This window comes from Collinsella sp. CLA-ER-H4 (assembly GCF_040092395.1).
In the GTDB taxonomy this organism is placed as follows: Bacteria; Actinomycetota; Coriobacteriia; order Coriobacteriales; family Coriobacteriaceae; genus Collinsella.
This window is the reverse complement of sequence record NZ_JBBNLQ010000001.1, coordinates 367,513-383,939: the sequence shown is the minus strand read 5'-3', so window position 1 is coordinate 383,939 and position 16,427 is coordinate 367,513. Positions and strand designations below refer to the sequence as shown.

General features: G+C 60.1%; 15 protein-coding genes. 14 read left to right on the top strand and 1 reads right to left on the bottom strand.

Annotation, left to right across the window (positions count from 1 at the left end):
- The first annotated feature begins 7 nt into the window (after nt 1–7).
- Both AAAX34_RS01615 and AAAX34_RS01610 read left to right on the top strand, forming a co-directional pair.
- On the top strand, nt 8–1,033 hold the full coding sequence (locus tag AAAX34_RS01615; RefSeq protein ID WP_349109766.1) for an aminotransferase class V-fold PLP-dependent enzyme: 1,026 nt from the start codon (nt 8–10) through the stop codon (nt 1,031–1,033).
- A 77-nt stretch (nt 1,034–1,110) separates the two neighbouring features.
- Entirely contained in the window at nt 1,111–1,701 is a 591-nt protein-coding gene (locus AAAX34_RS01610) for a GNAT family N-acetyltransferase (RefSeq protein ID WP_196026338.1), read from the top strand.
- A gap of 21 nt (nt 1,702–1,722) precedes the next feature.
- Here AAAX34_RS01610 and AAAX34_RS01605 read toward each other — a convergent pair whose 3' ends face one another.
- Complete coding sequence (locus tag AAAX34_RS01605; protein ID WP_349109765.1) at nt 1,723–2,445, bottom strand: GntR family transcriptional regulator; 723 nt, start codon at nt 2,443–2,445, stop codon at nt 1,723–1,725.
- Between the two features lie 205 nt (nt 2,446–2,650).
- Here AAAX34_RS01605 and AAAX34_RS01600 point away from each other — a divergent pair, with 205 nt between their 5' ends.
- The 12 genes from AAAX34_RS01600 (at nt 2,651) to AAAX34_RS01545 (ending at nt 16,405) form a co-directional block, all read left to right on the top strand.
- Nucleotides 2,651–3,643: an SIS domain-containing protein gene (locus AAAX34_RS01600; protein ID WP_006235139.1), complete on the top strand. Its 993-nt coding sequence runs from the start codon at nt 2,651–2,653 to the stop codon at nt 3,641–3,643.
- A 397-nt stretch (nt 3,644–4,040) separates the two neighbouring features.
- Complete coding sequence (locus AAAX34_RS01595; RefSeq protein WP_196026340.1) at nt 4,041–5,123, top strand: DMT family transporter; 1,083 nt, start codon at nt 4,041–4,043, stop codon at nt 5,121–5,123.
- 182 nt (nt 5,124–5,305) lie between these two features.
- Nucleotides 5,306–6,229: a PTS mannose/fructose/sorbose transporter subunit IIAB gene (locus tag AAAX34_RS01590; protein WP_052043996.1), complete on the top strand. Its 924-nt coding sequence runs from the start codon at nt 5,306–5,308 to the stop codon at nt 6,227–6,229.
- A gap of 36 nt (nt 6,230–6,265) precedes the next feature.
- Nucleotides 6,266–7,060 carry a PTS sugar transporter subunit IIC gene (locus tag AAAX34_RS01585; protein ID WP_022095161.1) on the top strand — a complete coding sequence of 265 codons (795 nt, stop codon included), beginning with the start codon at nt 6,266–6,268 and terminating at the stop codon, nt 7,058–7,060.
- Between the two features lie 13 nt (nt 7,061–7,073).
- Nucleotides 7,074–7,907, top strand: a complete 834-nt coding sequence (locus AAAX34_RS01580) for a PTS system mannose/fructose/sorbose family transporter subunit IID (RefSeq protein WP_035136780.1) — start codon at nt 7,074–7,076, stop codon at nt 7,905–7,907.
- Nucleotides 7,908–8,106: 199 nt separating this feature from the next.
- A complete protein-coding gene (locus tag AAAX34_RS01575; protein WP_230317570.1) occupies nt 8,107–9,090 on the top strand; it encodes an SIS domain-containing protein in 984 nt (327 codons plus the stop codon).
- A 159-nt stretch (nt 9,091–9,249) separates the two neighbouring features.
- Nucleotides 9,250–9,879, top strand: coding sequence for an HAD family phosphatase (locus tag AAAX34_RS01570; RefSeq protein ID WP_349109764.1), 630 nt, complete (start codon nt 9,250–9,252; stop codon nt 9,877–9,879).
- A 355-nt stretch (nt 9,880–10,234) separates the two neighbouring features.
- Nucleotides 10,235–11,242 (top strand): YitT family protein, encoded by a 1,008-nt coding sequence (locus tag AAAX34_RS01565; RefSeq protein WP_349109763.1) that lies wholly within the window; start codon nt 10,235–10,237, stop codon nt 11,240–11,242.
- 220 nt (nt 11,243–11,462) lie between these two features.
- Entirely contained in the window at nt 11,463–12,182 is a 720-nt protein-coding gene (locus AAAX34_RS01560) for a GntR family transcriptional regulator (RefSeq protein ID WP_349109762.1), read from the top strand.
- 372 nt (nt 12,183–12,554) lie between these two features.
- On the top strand, nt 12,555–14,534 hold the full coding sequence (locus tag AAAX34_RS01555) for an ATP-dependent DNA helicase RecQ (RefSeq protein WP_349109761.1): 1,980 nt from the start codon (nt 12,555–12,557) through the stop codon (nt 14,532–14,534).
- Nucleotides 14,535–14,536: 2 nt separating this feature from the next.
- Nucleotides 14,537–15,292: a GntR family transcriptional regulator gene (locus AAAX34_RS01550; protein ID WP_349109760.1), complete on the top strand. Its 756-nt coding sequence runs from the start codon at nt 14,537–14,539 to the stop codon at nt 15,290–15,292.
- Nucleotides 15,293–15,436: 144 nt separating this feature from the next.
- Nucleotides 15,437–16,405, top strand: coding sequence for an SIS domain-containing protein (locus AAAX34_RS01545; RefSeq protein ID WP_349109759.1), 969 nt, complete (start codon nt 15,437–15,439; stop codon nt 16,403–16,405).
- The last annotated feature ends 22 nt before the right edge of the window (nt 16,406–16,427 follow it).

Below are 16,427 nucleotides of genomic sequence, written 5' to 3'. Positions count from 1 at the left end.
GATTGCCATGCTCGCGTTCAACAACGATTATTCCCACGGCGCACATCCGGCAGTGCTGCAGGCGCTCGTCGACACCAATATGGAGCCGCAGCCCGGCTACGGTACCGATGCGCACACCGAGCGTGCCAAGCAGCTTATCCGCGAGGCCTGTCAGGCCCCCGATGCCGACGTGTTTTTTCTGGTGGGCGGCACGCAGGCCAACGCGACGGTGATCGACATGTTGCTCGCGCCGTACGAAGGCGTCGTTGCTGCTGAGACTGGCCACGTCGCCTGCCACGAGGCGGGGGCCATCGAGTTTGGCGGCCACAAGGTGCTCACCATCCCCGGCTACGAGGGCAAGATGCACGCCGAGGACCTCGAGAGCTATATCCAGGTGTTCTACGAAAACGAGAGCTACGAGCACACGGTGTTCCCGGGTGCCGTGTACGTGAGCCTATCGACCGAGTATGGCACGCTGTACTCCAAGGCCGAGCTCGCGGCGATTCACGCAGTGTGCCAGAAGCGCGAGATTCCGCTGTTTGTGGATGGCGCCCGCCTGGCCTATGCGCTGGCGGCCGATGAGTGCGACATTACCCTGCCCGAGCTGGCGCAGCTATGCGACGTGTTCTACATCGGCGGCACCAAGTGCGGCGCGCTTTGCGGCGAGGCCGTGGTGTTTTGCGGCATGCACGCTCCGGCGCATCCCATTCCGCGCATTAAGCAGCACGGTGCGTTGCTGGCCAAGGGCCGCCTGACGGGCGTGCAGTTTGAGGCGCTCTTTACCGACGGCCTGTATTTTGAGATTGGTCGCCAGGCGATCGAAACCGCGCAGGCGCTTCGTCGCGTGCTGCACGAGCGCGGCTACCAGTTCTTCTTGGAGACGCCGACCAACCAGCAGTTCGTGATTCTGCCCAACGAGGACATGGCCCGCATTCGCGAGCACGCGGCGATCGAGTACTGGGAAAAGTACGACGATACCCACACGGTGGTGCGCTTTTGCACCAGCTGGGCCACGACGCAGGAGGATATCGACGCGTTGGCGGCTGTCCTGTAGCCTGATGTAATGACGAGGGGCCGCCTTGCGCTAGGTTTGGCGCAAGGCGGCCTTTGTTTTTGAGGGAGAAGGGTTGTATGACCGAGATGTCCGAGCCGACGATTCGCCTGGCGACGCCCGAAGACGCGCCGGTGTTGCTTGCCATCTATGAGCCGTATGTGCGCCAGACGGCGATTACCTGCGAATACGAGGTGCCGAGCGTTGAGGAGTTCGCCGGGCGTATTGAGCGTACGCTCAAGCGCTATCCGTATTTGGTGATGGAGTTGGACGGGCGTCCGGTAGGCTATGCCTACGTGAGTTCGCTTAACAGCCGCGAGGCATACGACTGGTCGGTCGAGACGTCGATCTACCTGGCACGCGATGTGCGCCATGGCGGGCTGGGTCGCAAGCTGCACGATGCGCTCAAGCAGTGCCTGATCGCGATGGGCATCACCAACATGTGCGCGCTCATCGCCGTGCCGCACGACAAGGACGACGAGTATCTAACGCACAATAGCCAGGACTTCCATGCCCATATGGGATATCGCTTGGTGGGCGCCTTCGATCGCTGTGCCCAAAAGTTCGGCCGCTGGTACGACATGTGCTGGATGGAGTTGGTCCTAGCCGAGCGCACACCCAACCAACCCAAACCAACCTGGTTCCCCGACCTCCCCAAACCTACCATTTAGGGACAGGTTTATTTTGGCAGGTTAGCCGATTGGCTCGGTGTATTTGGCGCGGTCGGTGCGTTGGATGCGCTTAGAGACATGGAGCGGTCGGCCGTCGGTGTCGTAGACGTAGTCGGTGATCAGGATCAGCGCCTGCCCGCGCTCGACGTTGAGCAAAAACGCCTCGTTTTGCGAGGCATAGCACACCTCAAAGGTCTTATGTCCCTGTGCCGGCGCGCGATGGAATTCTTGACGCAGCGTGGCGTAGAGCGAACCGTTGATATCGCGATCGATGAGCGACCCAAAGCTTGGCGGCAGATAGGTGGTCTCCAGGCACAGTGGCGCATCGTCCAGATAACGCAGACGGACAAGTTTGACGAGCTTACTGCCCACGGCGGCATCAAAGAACTTAGCTATGCTGCCGCCCGCCTTGGTAAAGCCCGAGTCCACCGTGCGTGTGGTGGGCTTCATGCCCTGGCCCTCGACCTGCTTGGTATAGCTCGAAAACACCAGATTGTTCTCGTGGAGCGCGGGCGTGTCGGCCACAAAGGCGCCACGCCCGCGCTCGGTGCGCACCAGGCCCTCATCAATGAGCACCTTAAGGGCGTGGCGCACGGTGCTGCGCGACAGCCCCGATTCGTCCATGAGTTCCATCTCGGACGGCAGCTTGTCTTCGCGCGCGTAGACGCCGGCGGCGATGCGGTCACGCAGCATGCCCGCCAAGCGCTCGTATTGGGCCAGTTTCTTTTTAGACGAAGCTTTCATGCGATCAACCTGTATCTAACTTGTATGCGAGTCTAATCAAGCATGTATTCAATACAACAACAAAACTGCTGGTAACGAGAAGTCGAAAACCTTACCAGCAGAATTTCTAAGTCAAATATAGCATACAACTAGTCGACATAACCAAAACATGTATGTAACTTGTATGCCATCGAGAGCATCAAACGAGAAGAAAGGCTGATGCACGATGACTACTCAGGAACAGGTTAAGGATGTCGTCTCCCAGGTTTTGGCTGACAAGGCAGACAAGGGCGGCATCAAGCGCGTCGTGTGGATTGGCGCCGGCGGATCCAACGGCGGCAACTATCCTGCCCAGTACTTTATGGAGCACGAGGCCACGCAGGTCGTGAGCTCCAGCTACACCAGCAACGAGTTCGTGCACGCAACCCCCGCCTACGTTAACGAGAACACCCTGGCCGTCGTCGTGTCCATGCGCGGCACCAAGGAGACCATCGTCGCCGCCCAGGTCGCCAAGGACCACGGCGCCAGCACCATCGCCATCTATGTTGACGAGTCCGGCCTCACCGAGGTCTGCGACTACAAGATCCAGTACGACAGCTTGGCCGTCGACGAGTCCTGCATGGGCCGCACCAACTCCGCCGTCGTGACCATGATCGCCATGGAGCTTACGCAGCAGACCGAGGGCTATGCCGAGTACGAGACCGCTATGGCCGCGTTCGACTTGGTCGACCCCATCTATCGCAAGGCCGTCGAGTACACCCGTCCGCTTGCTGCCAAGTGGGCCGAGCAGAACGCCGACAAGCCCTGCATCAACGTCATGGCTCAGGGTCCGCTCTTTGGTGCCGCCTACGTCTTTAGCATCTGCAACGTGCAGGAGATGCTGCAGATTGACTCCTGCACCATCAACACCTGCGACTTCTTCCACGGTCCCTTCGAGATCCTGGACAAGCGTACCTCGCTGTTCCAGCTCATCAGCGTCGGCCGCAGCCGCTGCAACGACGAGCGCGGCATCCGCTTCGTCAACCAGTACGGTGGCGAGCGCGTCTATCAGCTTGACGCCAAGGAGCTCGGCCTCAACGACATCAAGGACAGCGTGAGCGAGTACTTCAACCACCTGATCTTTGCCCCGATCCTCAACAACGTGTATATGCGTGCACTCTCTGCCGTTACTCACAAGGACTACATGACGCGCCGCTACATGTGGAAGCTTGATTATTAGTTACGGCGTTTTACCAAACGCCGTAACGGCTCGACGCTGCAAACCCACCTGAGCGGCAATCTGCCTTTCAGCTTCAGCGGCATGACCAGAAGGTCAATGCCGCTTCGCTTCAAGGCACCTTGCTCGCTCAGGTGGGTTTTCGCTGGCGTTGCCAAAGCATCGGCGTCGCCTTGGCCCAGATGCGGCACTTGGAGACGTTCGGCACTTGGGGACAGTCCTAGTCATTGGGGACAGGTTACTTTGCACCAAGTTGGCGCATATGAACCTGACCCCTTTGCACCAATGGGTTGTAGCGGTAGAGCAGATTTTTCCGCTCGCCGATTTGTGTCTTGAAAAATGTATATAACGACTATAACGTAGTGTGAAACATATTGGAAACAATACCGAGGAGGCTGCGTTGAAGAAAAGCAATCTGGGCTATGTGCTGGTGCTGATCGCCGCGCTTATGTGGGGCAGCATCGGAATCTTTGTAAACGGCATTGCGGCCATGGGCGTTTCGTCCCAGAGCATGGCGGCCTTTCGCTTGTTGGTCGGAGCGCTTATCTTGGCGCCGGTTCTGATGTTTATGGGCTGCCGTCCGGGTGAGGGGTCTACCGTGGCTCAGGGTCCGCTGGCCCTGTTCAAGGCAAGCCCTAAAGAGCTTGTTCCCTGCGCACTTGTCGGTATCGTCGGTTTGGCCGCCGCTAACACCTGCTATTACGAGTGCATGGGCGAGGTGGGCATGTCCACGGCCTCGGTGCTGCTCTACACCTCGCCGGTGTTTGGCGTCGCGCTCGGCCGCGTGCTTTATCGCGAGGACGTGACCCCTAACAAGCTCGTTGCCATTGTCTTTAACATCGTTGGCTGCGTGCTTGCGGTGACCAATGGCGACCTTTCCGGTTTTCATTTTTCGGTTTGGGGCGTCACGTCGGGCGTGATTGCAGGCCTTTGTGGTGCGTCGCTCGCGGTGTTTAGCCGAATAGCAACCAAGACGGTCCACCCGCTGGCTGTCACGTTTTGGGGCTTTGTTTTTGGCGGTGCGGTTATGGCAGCTATCGCGGCTCCGTGGCCGGATGTCACCGCGGCAATGTCGCCACAGCTGCTGCTGTTGTTCCTTGGCTTTGGACTCATCCCCACAGCCGTGGCCTACATCTTATATATGCAGGGTCTGTCCATGGGGCTCGAGACGTCGAAAGTTCCCGTCGTAATGTCATTCGAGACGGTCGTCACCGTACTGGTGGGCATTGGTGTCTATGCCGAGCCCGCCGGCGCGATCAAGGTCCTGGGCATTGTGCTGGTGCTCGCGTCCATCCTGATTATGAACACCGACTTCTCCAGGCTGCGCAACAGTGTGTTTGTCGGTCATGTCGTTGAGAGCATGACCTTTAAGCCCAATGCGTGGTGGACGGAGAAATCGCAGGACATGGATCTGTTTAAGGAACGCACCGGCATCGCGCTGGAGCCCACCGTGCAGGAAAGCCCCTGGTACTTCGTGCGATAGGGGATTGCGCGCAGGGTCTGACCTGGGGTTATCCAGCTAGCGCCGGCCTACCCAGCCCAACGTTTCAAGTACGTTAAACCCGTCAACGGTCGATTTTCACCCGCGAACGGTCTTTATACTAATTAGCAATATCCGCAACGTATAAGACGTTATAATGACCGTAACGAAAAGGAGGAGGCAAGATGAATCAGATCATTCTCGCATCTCATGGCGGCCTGGCCGCAGGCGCCAAAGACACGCTCGAGATGGTTCTCGGCGACGTGTCGAACGTCCACGTCGTGTCGCTTGCTCGTGACGACAAGGAGCCCATCACCAATAAGGTGGACGCCATGATCGCCACGTTCAACGCGGACGACACCGTCTATGTGCTGACCGATATGCTCGGCAGCTCGGTCAACAACAGCATGGTCGAGCTTTCCAAGAATGGCACGAAGTTCACGGTTGTCAGCGGTTTCAACATCCCGCTGGCGCTCACGCTCGCTATGAGCCCCGTCCCCGTCGAGGGCGCCGAGCTCGCGGCCCTCATCAACGAGGCCCGCAACGGTCTGACCAACCCCAATGCACCGGCCCAGCCCGCCGCGGCTCCCGCCAAGAAGGCCAAGGCGTCCCGTCACAGCTCCGGTCCCGCCAAGATCGTCCTCGCGCGTCTTGACTACCGTCTGCTGCACGGCCAGGTCGTCTTTACCTGGACCACCAAGGTTCAGGCCGAGCGCATCATCGTCGTCGACAACGCTGCCGCCAACGATGACATCAAGAAGGGCGCTCTTAAGCTGGCCAAGCCCCAGGGCGTGCGTCTGAACGTCTTCACCGTCGAGCGTGCCCTCGCCAAGATGGACAAGCTCAACACCCTCGGCGAGCGCGTCATGTTCGTCTTTGGCAACACGGCCGAGATGCTGCAGTTCTGCCAGGGCTACAAGCTCGACGCCATCAACCTGGGCGCCACCGCCAACCACGATGGTGCCGATCAGGTCGGCGGCAAGGACAGCTCCGTCTTCCTCGACGCCACCCAGAAGGCCGACGTCAACCAGCTGCTCGACATGGGCATCAAGCTCTATGTTCAGCAGACCCCTACGTATCAGAGCGTCGACATCGACGCCAAGCTGTAATCAACCAGGCTTTTGCCTGACTGAAAGGAGAAGGGTATGAATACGTTCATCAGTGCGGTGCTCGTCGGCCTCGTCGGCGTGTTCTGCATGTGGGACTCCCGCCTGCTCGGTCGTCTTAACTTCGAGCAGCCCCTCGTTGGCGCTACGCTCGTCGGTCTGCTGCTGGGCGATGTGCCCACCGGCCTTGCCGTCGGTGCCGCCGTCGAGCTCGTGTCCATGGGCCTGGTGCAGGTCGGCGCCGCCGTTCCGCCCGATATGGTCCTGGGCGGCATCGTGGCCGCTGCCTTTGCGTGCCTGACCGATGCTTCCGCCGAGACCGCCATGACGATCGCCATCCCGGTCGCCGTCCTGGGTCAGCTCCTCGGCATCGTGTTCCGTTCCATCATCGCCGCCCTCACCCATGTGGCAGATAGCGCGATCGATAACGGAAAGTTCAAGACCGCCTACCGTATGCACATCTGCGCCGGCTCCGGTCTGTACGCCATCATGTACTTCCTGCCGATCTTCCTCGCCGTCTTTGTTGGCACCGACCTGGTTCAGGCCATCGTCAACATGGTTCCCGAGTGGCTGTCCACTGGTCTTAACGTTTCGACCAAGATCATGACTGCCTACGGCTTGGCCCTGCTGCTCACCATGATGATCAAGAAGGGTATGACTCCGTTCCTGTTCATCGGTTTCCTGCTCGCCGCTTACCTCAACCTGTCCGTCATCGCGGTCGCTCTGATCGGTGTGTGCCTGGCTGTCGTCTTCATGGGCTTCAAGTTCAACGGTTCCCATGCAGCCGCCGGTGTCGATTCCGACTACGATCCGCTCGAAGACGACGAAGACTAAGGAGGAACACACTATGGCAACCGCAACCAAGGACGTGTCCCTGAACAAGAAGGTCAGCCAGTTCTTCTGGCGCTCCTGGGCCATCCAGGCCTCTTGGAACTACGAGCGTCAGATGAACATGGGCTTCCTCTACGGCATGGTTCCCACGCTCGATCGCCTCTATCCGGATGAGTCCGACCCCAAGCAGCTCGCTGCTAAGAAAGAGGCTTACCACCGTCACATGGCGTTCTACAACTGCACCCCGCAGACGAGCGCTTTCATCCTGGGCCTCTCCGCCTCCATGGAGGAGGAGTACGCCAAGGATCCCGAGAACTTCGATCCCGATTCGATCAACGCGGTCAAGACCTCCCTCATGGGTCCGCTTTCCGGCATCGGTGACTCCTTCTTCCAGGGCACCATCCGCGTTATCGCCTTTGGCCTGGGCGTTCAGCTGGCTCAGCAGGGCTCCATCATGGGCCCGATCCTGGCCATGCTCATCTCCATCGTCCCCTCTGTGCTGATCACTTGGTTCGCAGCCAAGATGGGCTATCAGGGCGGCCACGAGTACCTGAGCAAGCTTCAGGGCGGCGACCTCATGGAGAAGCTCATGTATGTCTGCGGCATCGTGGGTCTTATGTCCGTGGGTGGCATGATCGCTACGCTGATCGGCGCCACCACCCCGCTGCAGTTCGCTGAGGGCACCGTCGTTATCCAGGACATCCTGGACGGCATGATGCCCCAGATGATCTCCCTTGGCCTCACCGGCCTTATGTACTGGCTCATCAAGAAGAACGTCAACACCGGTTGGCTTCTCGTGATCGCCATCGTGGGCGGCATCGCCCTCTCCGCGGCCGGCATCCTGGCCTAGTCGCGACCAAGCGTCTAACCGCTTTCCCCCGGGGGCCTGCCTGGCATCCCATACCCCAGGCAGGCTTCCATTCCCAAAATGCGACAATGGGACAGTCCCCTTGTCGCATCCTCAACGGGCCGGCGACTCGGTCCAAACCACGGTAACCCTGCGAGCGCCCGGCAATGTGGCGCCGCAAAAATCGAAAGGAATGTGTCAGATGTACGAGATCGACCTTAACCTCCCTAAGCAGATCGTCGCTGACGTCCTGTCCAACCACGAGATCCACAGCGTCGCCTTCGTCGGCTGCGGTGCTTCCATGTCCGACCTTTACCCCGCCAAGTACTTCCTGGCCAACAACACGGACAAGCTGAACGTTCAGATCTTCACCGCTAACGAGTTCAACTACGACACGCCTTCCTGGGTCAACGAGCACACCTTCGTGATCACCTGCTCCCTCGGTGGCTCCACGCCCGAGACCGTCGAGGCCAACAAGACCGCCAAGAAGCACAACTGCCCGGTCGTCTCCCTCACCAACAAGGCTGGCTCCGCTCTGACCGTCGACGCTGACTACGTCATCGTTCACGGCTTCCACGCCAACTTCGCTGCCAAGTGCGAGAAGCCCGGCTACGCCATCGCTCTTGCTGTCGAGATCCTTCAGCAGACCGAGGGCTATGACCACTACGAGGACATGATCACCGGCCTCACCAACGTCTTCGAGCTCTGTGAGAACGCCGCTCAGCACTGCAAGAAGCTCGCCAAGAAGTTCGCCGAGGACTTCAAGGACGACAAGATGATTTACTTCATGGCTTCCGGTGCCTCCGAGAAGATGGCTTATTCTCACGCTGCCTTCCTGTTCACCGAGATGCAGTGGATCGACGCCGCTGCCTACAACACCGGCGAGTACTTCCACGGCCCGTTCGAGGTTTCCACCGAGGGTAAGCCCTACGTCTTCTTCATGTCCGATGGCGCTACCCGTCCGATGGATGCCCGCGCCCTCACCTTCCTTGAGCGCATGGGCGCCAAGGTCGCTCTGATCGACTCCAAGGACTACGGCCTGGCTGACGCCGTGCCCGCGAGCGTCGTCACCTACTTCAACCCGCTGCTGCACCTCGCCGTTATGCGCGAGTATGGCAACCAGATCGCCGAGGCCCGTCAGCACCCGCTGACCATGCGTCGCTACATGTGGAAGCTTTCCTACTAATCACAAGTAAGTAGACCTTACGGGTTGATTGAGAGGGGATGGGGTTTGCGCCCCGTCCCCTTTTTTGCTCTGGGAAGGGCGTGTCTGTCGCGTCGCAAATCCCAGATAAAACCTACCAAAATAAACCTGTCCCTTTTTGGCAGGTGGGAGGAGATGCGTATGATCAAGGCAGTGCTGTTTGACATGGACGGCGTGCTGGTCGATACCGAGTGGTTCTACAACCGTCGTCGCGTGGCGTTTATGGAGGAGAAGGGGTTCCACTTTGACGAGATCCCCGATCTTTCGGGGTCTAACGAGCCGGCCATTTGGAAGGCGCTGGTGCCCGACGATGTTGAGCTGCGCGAGCGCCTGCGCGTGGAGTATAAGCAGGTCTACAGCCCGGACCACCCCGTTCCGTATGCCGAGCTGCTCAACGAGCAGACGGAGCCGGTGATGCGCGAGCTGCACGAGCGTGGCGTGAAGTGTGCCATCGCGAGCTCGTCCTATCGCGAACTGATCGACGAGCTGGTGGAGATTGCCGGCATCGCCGACGTGCTGGACTACACCATCAGCGGCCACGAGTGCAGTGCGTTTAAGCCAGACCCCGAGATCTACCTGCGTGCCATGGAGACGCTGGGGGTGGAGCCTGCCGAGTGCCTGGTTATCGAGGATTCGCCTTTAGGCATCGAGGCCGGCAAACGCTCCGGCGCCCGCGTCCTGGCGCTGCGTCCGCACGAGGGCGTCAACCTCGATCAATCGCGAGCCGATGCCGTTATTGATAATCTGACCGACATTTTGGCCGCTTTGTAGTGTCAATCCGCCGCGAGAAGCACGGGTTCAAACGTTTTTTGCGGTGGATTGGCTTAATTAGTCATCTATTTTGATCCGTTTGGCTTCGATTCGGACTAAGTGAGTAGACTTTTTGGTGTAGGACGAGCACAAAGTGCATCTGCTCTAGTAAAACCGCAGGTCACAGGGGTGGCGGTTTTGGGTGTGCTCGGCAGATCGTAAAAAGTCTACTCACTTATAATTTGGGCCTTTGGTCGTGGGGGTTGTTGGTCCCGCTTTGGTTGTCGAGGGAGGGTGAATTGAAGCGCCCCCGCACGCTCCATGCTACAATCGCGGGCATGCCCCACAACCACATCTGCCTTCGAAAGGAGCCTACGTGGCGAACGCCATCGATCAGCTCACGGACCGCGTGCTCATGCTCGGCCGTCTCACCATCGTTCGCCGCGCTATTACCGCCGTGGCGGTCACAATTTCCGCCGTTCTCCAGACATTCCTGATCCAGGCGTTCATTCAGCCCGCCGACCTGCTTCCGAGCGGTCTTACCGGCGTCGCGGTCCTGCTCGATCGCGTTACCTCGCTTGGCGGCGTTCACATCGACATCTCTCTCGGCATGCTTGCGCTCAACATCCCCGTGGCGCTCCTATGCTGGAGTGGCATTAGCAAGCGCTTCGTCATCTTCTCGATGATGCAGGTCGTGCTCTCGTCGCTGTTCCTCAACGTCTTTCACTTCGCTCCGTTTTTGGGCGACAAGATCATGCTCATCATTTTTGGCGGCGTGGTCTCGGGTCTGGGCGCTGCCATCGCGCTTAAATCCGGCGCATCCACCGGCGGCACCGACTTTATCGCGCTGTGGGTTTCCAACCACACGGGCAAGACCATCTGGGGCGTCATCTTTGGTTTCAACTGCTTTATCCTGGCGATCTTTGGTTTTATGTTTGGCTGGGACAAGGCGGCGTATTCCATCGTGTTCCAGTTTATTTCGACCAAGACCATCGACAGTTTCTATCGTCGTTACGACCGCGTGACGCTGCAGATCACGACGCGCAAGGCAGACGAGGTCATGACCGCCTATGTTGACCATTTTCAGCACGGCATTAGCTGCGCCGAGGTCATTGGCGGATACAGCCGCGAAAAGATGTATCTGCTGCACGCCGTTGTCTCGACCTACGAGAGCCAGGACATTATCAAGTTGGTGTGCGACATTGATCCCGGCGCCGTGATCAATGTGTTCCACACGCTCAACTTTGTGGGCGGCTGGTGGGGCGGTCATGTCGACGAGCCCATGCCCACGGCCGTACCCGATCCCGACAAGCCCGCACGCATGGCCAGCAGGCAGGCGCGCCTCAGCGAGCAGGACAGCCTGCAGCAGGACGACGGCAGGTAGGGTTTTGGCATTTTGCCGGCCTGGCGCAATCCTGTCCGCTTGAGCCTCCCGAAAGCCTCGCTGCTTTCGGGAGGCTCTCGTTTGCCCAGATAAAACCTGCCAAAATGAAGCTGTCGCTTTTTGGTAGGGAGGGTGTATCGTTTTATCAATATGAGGTAACATGAAACTAGACGTTATATACGTATTAGTTATTTCAATATTTCGATAAGAGTGATTAGATATGCCTGCGCCCAAAAATGCACCGCTTTACCAGCAGATTTACGACGAAATCAAGGATGCGATCGAGAAAGGTGTTTATGCACCCAAGGAGCGTATTCCGTCCGAGCTTGAGCTAGCCGAGCAGTACGACGTGAGCCGCATTACGGTGCGCCGCGCCGTCGAGGAGCTGTGCTCCGATGGCTACCTGGTTAAGCAGCAGGGCCGTGGCACCTTTGTCTCCACGCCGCACATCAACCGCCAGTTCCACGCTTCGACGCTGCAGACGTTTACCGCGCTGTGTGCCGATAATGGCATGAAGGCGGGCGCGCATGTGGTCGATCGCCAGATTGTGCCGGCACGTCAAAACGAGATGGAGTTCTTTGGCCTGCAGAAGGACGCGCTGCTGTTGCACATCAAGCGCGTGCGTACGGCCGACGGCGAGCCCATCTTTGAGGAGAACATCTTTGTGCCGTTTGACGCCTACCGTGAGCTGTTGACGGCCGATCTTGAGGACAAGTCGATTTTCGCCGAGGTCGAGCGTGTTGGCGGAACGCCGATTGCATCGGTTGGCTACCGCACGGTCGAGGCTGTTCGCGCCAATGCCGAGCAGGCGGCCGAGTTGGGCATTGCTCCGCACGATCCGCTGCTCAACCTGCGTGCCAGCTTTACCGGCCCCAATGGCGAGCCGGTCCTGATGGGTAAGCAGTACTACGTGGGTAGCCGCTACGTTATGGTCATGTAGGGTTGGTTCCGCCGTTCTGACGAACGGCGGACCGGCCGACGCTGCAAGCCCGCCAGAGCGGCAATCTGCCTTTCAGCTTCGGCGGCATGACCAGAAGGTCAATGCCGCCTCGTTTCAAGGCACCTTGCTCGCTCTGGCGGGCTTTCGCTGACATTGCCAAAACATCGGCGTTGCCGGGCCGGCACTTGGGGACGTTCCTTTTCTGCCGGCACCTTGGGACACTCCTTAGTCATTGGGGACGTTCTTAAACGACTAGTCATTCGAGAACGTCCCCAATGACTACCTGCAGAATGAGCGTGGCTGACAGCGGTGCGGCACCGGTCCGCGTGGCGGCGTATAATCGGCGGCAGATGATTCTGACGTTAGGAAACCATGACCGATAGCATGCAGCAGATGGCGCTCGACACGCTCGGCGCCTATTTTGGCTACACCTCGTTTCGCCCGGGACAGGATCGCATGGTGGATGCGATCCTTGCCGGCCGCGATGCGCTCGGCGTTATGCCCACAGGCGCCGGCAAGTCCATTTGCTACCAGGTGCCTGCGCTCATGCTGCCCGGCATCACCTTTGTGGTGAGTCCGCTGCTGTCGCTTATGGAGGACCAGACCCGCGCGCTGCTCGCGGCGGGCGCGAGGCCCAGTTATCTCAACTCCAGTCTTACCCCGGCTCAGCAAAATACCGTGCTCAAGCGCGCTCGTGAGGGCCGCTACCAGCTTATGTACGTGGCGCCCGAACGCCTGCTCGAGCCGCGCTTTTTGGCTTTTGCGCAGGAAGCCGCGACCGAAGGCGGCATCGGCGTTCCGCTCGTGGCCATTGACGAGGCCCACTGTGTAAGCCAATGGGGCCAGGATTTCCGTCCCGCCTACTTGCAGATTCGCGAGTTTATCGATTCGCTGCCGCGGCGCCCGATCGTGGCGGCGTTTACCGCCACGGCGACCGAGCGCGTGCGCGCGGACATTCAGCAGATGCTCGGCCTGCAAAATCCCGCGACGGTAGTGACGGGCTTCGATCGCAAGAACCTCTACTTTGGTTGCGAGGAGATGGGCGACAAGGCCAAGACTGCCTGGGTGCGCGACTACGTGATCGCGCATTCGAGCGAGAGCGGCATCGTGTATTGCTCGACCCGCAAGACGGTTGACGCGCTGGCCGCGGAGCTTGCCGAGGCACTGGGCCCCAGCGGCATTCGCGTTGGCCGCTACCATGCCGGCATGGGCAACGACGCCCGTCGCCAGAGCCAGCGTGCCTTTATCGACGACGACATTCAGGTGATGGTTGCCACCAACGCCTTTGGAATGGGCATCGATAAGCCCAACGTGCGCTACGTCATCCACAACAACGTGCCCGAGAGCATCGAGGCATACTACCAAGAGGCGGGCCGCGCTGGCCGCGATGGCGATCCGGCCAGCTGTTACTTGCTGTGGAACGGCAACGATTTTCGCATGCGCCGCTTTTTGATCGACCGCGGCGATGCTGCCGATGAGGCACTCGACGAAGAGCAGCGCGCGTGGGCGCTCCAGAACCGTTATCGCCTGCTCAGCCAGATGGAGGGCTACTGCAATACCACCGGCTGCCTGCGCGAATACATGCTGCGCTACTTTGGCGACGAAGCCGCGGCCGAGCATGCGGTTGTGGCTGCTGCGGGCGGCACCGCAGACGACGCCGAGGGCTGCGGCAGCTGCAGCAATTGCCTCACGCAGTTCGAGGTCGAGGACGTCACCGATATGGCCCGCGCCGCCGTGCGCTATGTGGCTACGCGTCCCATGCGCTTTGGCAAGTCGCTGATCGCCGATGTGCTCCACGGCGGCAACACCGAGCGCATTCGCCAGATGCATCTGGACGAGGACCGCGGCTACGGTGAGCTGTCGAGCGAATCGGTCGGGCGCATCAAGGACATCATCGGCCAGCTGTGCGGCCGCGGCTATCTGGCCACCTCGCAGGGGCAATACCCGGTCGTGGGGCTGGGCCCGCGTGCCACCGAGGTCGAGGATGAGGCGTTTGCCTTTACCGTTAAGCGTCGCGCGTCCAAGCGCAAGGCCTCGGCCCGCGCTCGCCGTGCGGTGGATCTGCTGCGCGAGGAGGCCGAGCTGGATCAACGCCCGCGCGTGGGCGATGATGCCGAGCTGTTCGAGCGCCTGCGTGCCCTCCGCAAGGAGATCTCTGCGGAGCTGGAGATGGCGCCGTATATGGTCTTTTCCGACAAGGCCCTGCGCGGCCTGTGCCGCCAACGCCCGCAGACGCGCGACGAGCTGATCCAGGTCAACGGCATTGGCGAGAAAAAGGCCGACGCCTTTGGCGAGCAGTTTATGGCGGCAATTGAAGAGTTTGAGTCCGAGCATGCGCGGGATGGAGCGTAACGATGGTAGCCGATAGCAAGACCGACCGTACTGACGTGTCCGCCGTACCGCTGTACCAGCAGGTCATGGACGACCTAAAGGGCGAGATCGCGCGCGGTGTGTACCCTGCCGGCTCGCGCATCCCCGCCGAGATGGAGCTCGCGAAGTCCTATGGCGTGGGGCGCATCACCGTGCGCCGTGCCATCGAGGAGCTGTCGCGTGCGGGGTATCTCAACCGCCAGCAGGGGAGGGGTACCTTTGTGTGCGCTCCCAAGCTCAAGCGCAAGATTGTCCAGAAGGGTGACGTCCAGAGCTTTACTGAGGGTTGTGCTGCCAACGACATGGTGCCGGGTGCGCGTCTGGTGTCGCGCACGGTGGTCGCGGCGACGCACGAGGATGCGGCGTTCTTTGGTGTGGAGCCCGGCTGCGAGCTTATCGTGGTCGAGCGCGTGCGCACGGCCGACGGCATCCCCGTCATGCTTGAGAACAACGCCTTTGTGCTCGCAGACCATCCCTACCTGCGGACGCTTGCCGACAAGGACCTCACCGATAACTCAATCTTTGCGCTCGTTGCCGAGCATTCGGGCCGTGCGCCGCTCAAGTCCGACCCCTGCACCGTGGAGATTGCGCTTGCCGATGCTCAGACGGCCCCGCTGCTGGAGGTGCCGGTCGGTGAGCCGCTCTTCTATATGGAGGCGTACTTTACCGACGCTGGCGGGCGCCCTCTACTGCTCGGCCGCCAAAAGATCGTGGGCTCGCGCTACGTCTTCGACATCTAACGTCCACAGATAGAACAACATAGAACAACTTTGGTGAAATGACTTCACGGGCGTTGCCGTGCGTGTTATAAATAGGACAACATAGAACGACAGCAGGTACGAGCCGTCGTCGCTCAAAGCCGCCCCACAAGGAGGAACATCACCATGAACGCACATGATCTGGTTCAGGAAATCATCGAGCGCAAGGGCAAGATCGAGAACGTCTTTTGGATCGCCTGCGGCGGTTCGATGATCGACCTGATGCCGGCCAACGAGCTGCTCAAGCGCGAGGCAACCACGTTTACCTCGACGGTCTACACGGCGCGCGAGTTTTGCCTGATGGCTCCCAAGAGTCTTGGCGAGAAGTCGCTCGTCATCGCCTGCAGCCACAGCGGCAACACGCAGGAGGTCGTCGACGGCTGCGAGATGGCGCTGGCAGCCGGCGCCGAGGTCGTGGCCATGACCGACTGCGAAGGCTCCAAGATCGATAACGGAAAGTGGACTACCTGGGTCTATCCGTGGGGCGAGGACGTGCCGCAGGCCGAGGTGCCGCAGGGCATCGGCGCTCTGATCGCTGCCGAACTGCTCGACCAGCAGGAGGGTTACGAGGCACTCGCCGACATGTACGCCGGCCTTAAGCAGATGGATGCCCTGCTGCCCGCTGCCCGCGAGAAGGTCAACGCCGAGCTGGGCGATCGCTTTGCCGAGCTCTGCCAGCAGCACAAGTTCTTCTATATCCTGGGATCCGGCCCCAACTTTAGCCAGACCTACGCTATGGCCATCTGCTCGCTCATGGAGATGCAGTGGCAGCACTGCTGCTACATCCACTCCGGCGAGTACTTTCACGGCCCCTTCGAGGCCACCGAGCCCGGCGTGTTCTACTTTGTGCAGCTCGGATCGGGCGAGTGCCGCCCCATGGAGGAGCGCGCGCTGGCGTTCCTCAACACGCATACCGATACGGTAATGGTGCTCGATGCACTCGAGTACGGCGTGGGCGAGGTGCCCGCCAGCGTGCGTTCGTACCTGGAGCCGATCTTCTTCTACAACATGAGCTGCGAGCTGCGCGCCGCCCGCGGCAAGGTGTTCGACCACAGCCCCGAGATTCGTCGCTACATGGGCATCGAGCAGTACTAGGTACCGGGAATAACCTCTCACG

Coding starts and splice junctions, on each gene's coding strand:
- AAAX34_RS01615 (WP_349109766.1), top strand. CDS start 8: ATGCTCGCGTTCAACAACGATTATTCCCACGGCGCACATCCGGCAGTG.
- AAAX34_RS01610 (WP_196026338.1), top strand. CDS start 1,111: ATGACCGAGATGTCCGAGCCGACGATTCGCCTGGCGACGCCCGAAGAC.
- AAAX34_RS01605 (WP_349109765.1), bottom strand. CDS start 2,445: ATGAAAGCTTCGTCTAAAAAGAAACTGGCCCAATACGAGCGCTTGGCG.
- AAAX34_RS01600 (WP_006235139.1), top strand. CDS start 2,651: ATGACTACTCAGGAACAGGTTAAGGATGTCGTCTCCCAGGTTTTGGCT.
- AAAX34_RS01590 (WP_052043996.1), top strand. CDS start 5,306: ATGAATCAGATCATTCTCGCATCTCATGGCGGCCTGGCCGCAGGCGCC.
- AAAX34_RS01585 (WP_022095161.1), top strand. CDS start 6,266: ATGAATACGTTCATCAGTGCGGTGCTCGTCGGCCTCGTCGGCGTGTTC.
- AAAX34_RS01580 (WP_035136780.1), top strand. CDS start 7,074: ATGGCAACCGCAACCAAGGACGTGTCCCTGAACAAGAAGGTCAGCCAG.
- AAAX34_RS01575 (WP_230317570.1), top strand. CDS start 8,107: ATGTACGAGATCGACCTTAACCTCCCTAAGCAGATCGTCGCTGACGTC.
- AAAX34_RS01570 (WP_349109764.1), top strand. CDS start 9,250: ATGATCAAGGCAGTGCTGTTTGACATGGACGGCGTGCTGGTCGATACC.
- AAAX34_RS01560 (WP_349109762.1), top strand. CDS start 11,463: ATGCCTGCGCCCAAAAATGCACCGCTTTACCAGCAGATTTACGACGAA.
- AAAX34_RS01555 (WP_349109761.1), top strand. CDS start 12,555: ATGACCGATAGCATGCAGCAGATGGCGCTCGACACGCTCGGCGCCTAT.
- AAAX34_RS01550 (WP_349109760.1), top strand. CDS start 14,537: ATGGTAGCCGATAGCAAGACCGACCGTACTGACGTGTCCGCCGTACCG.
- AAAX34_RS01545 (WP_349109759.1), top strand. CDS start 15,437: ATGAACGCACATGATCTGGTTCAGGAAATCATCGAGCGCAAGGGCAAG.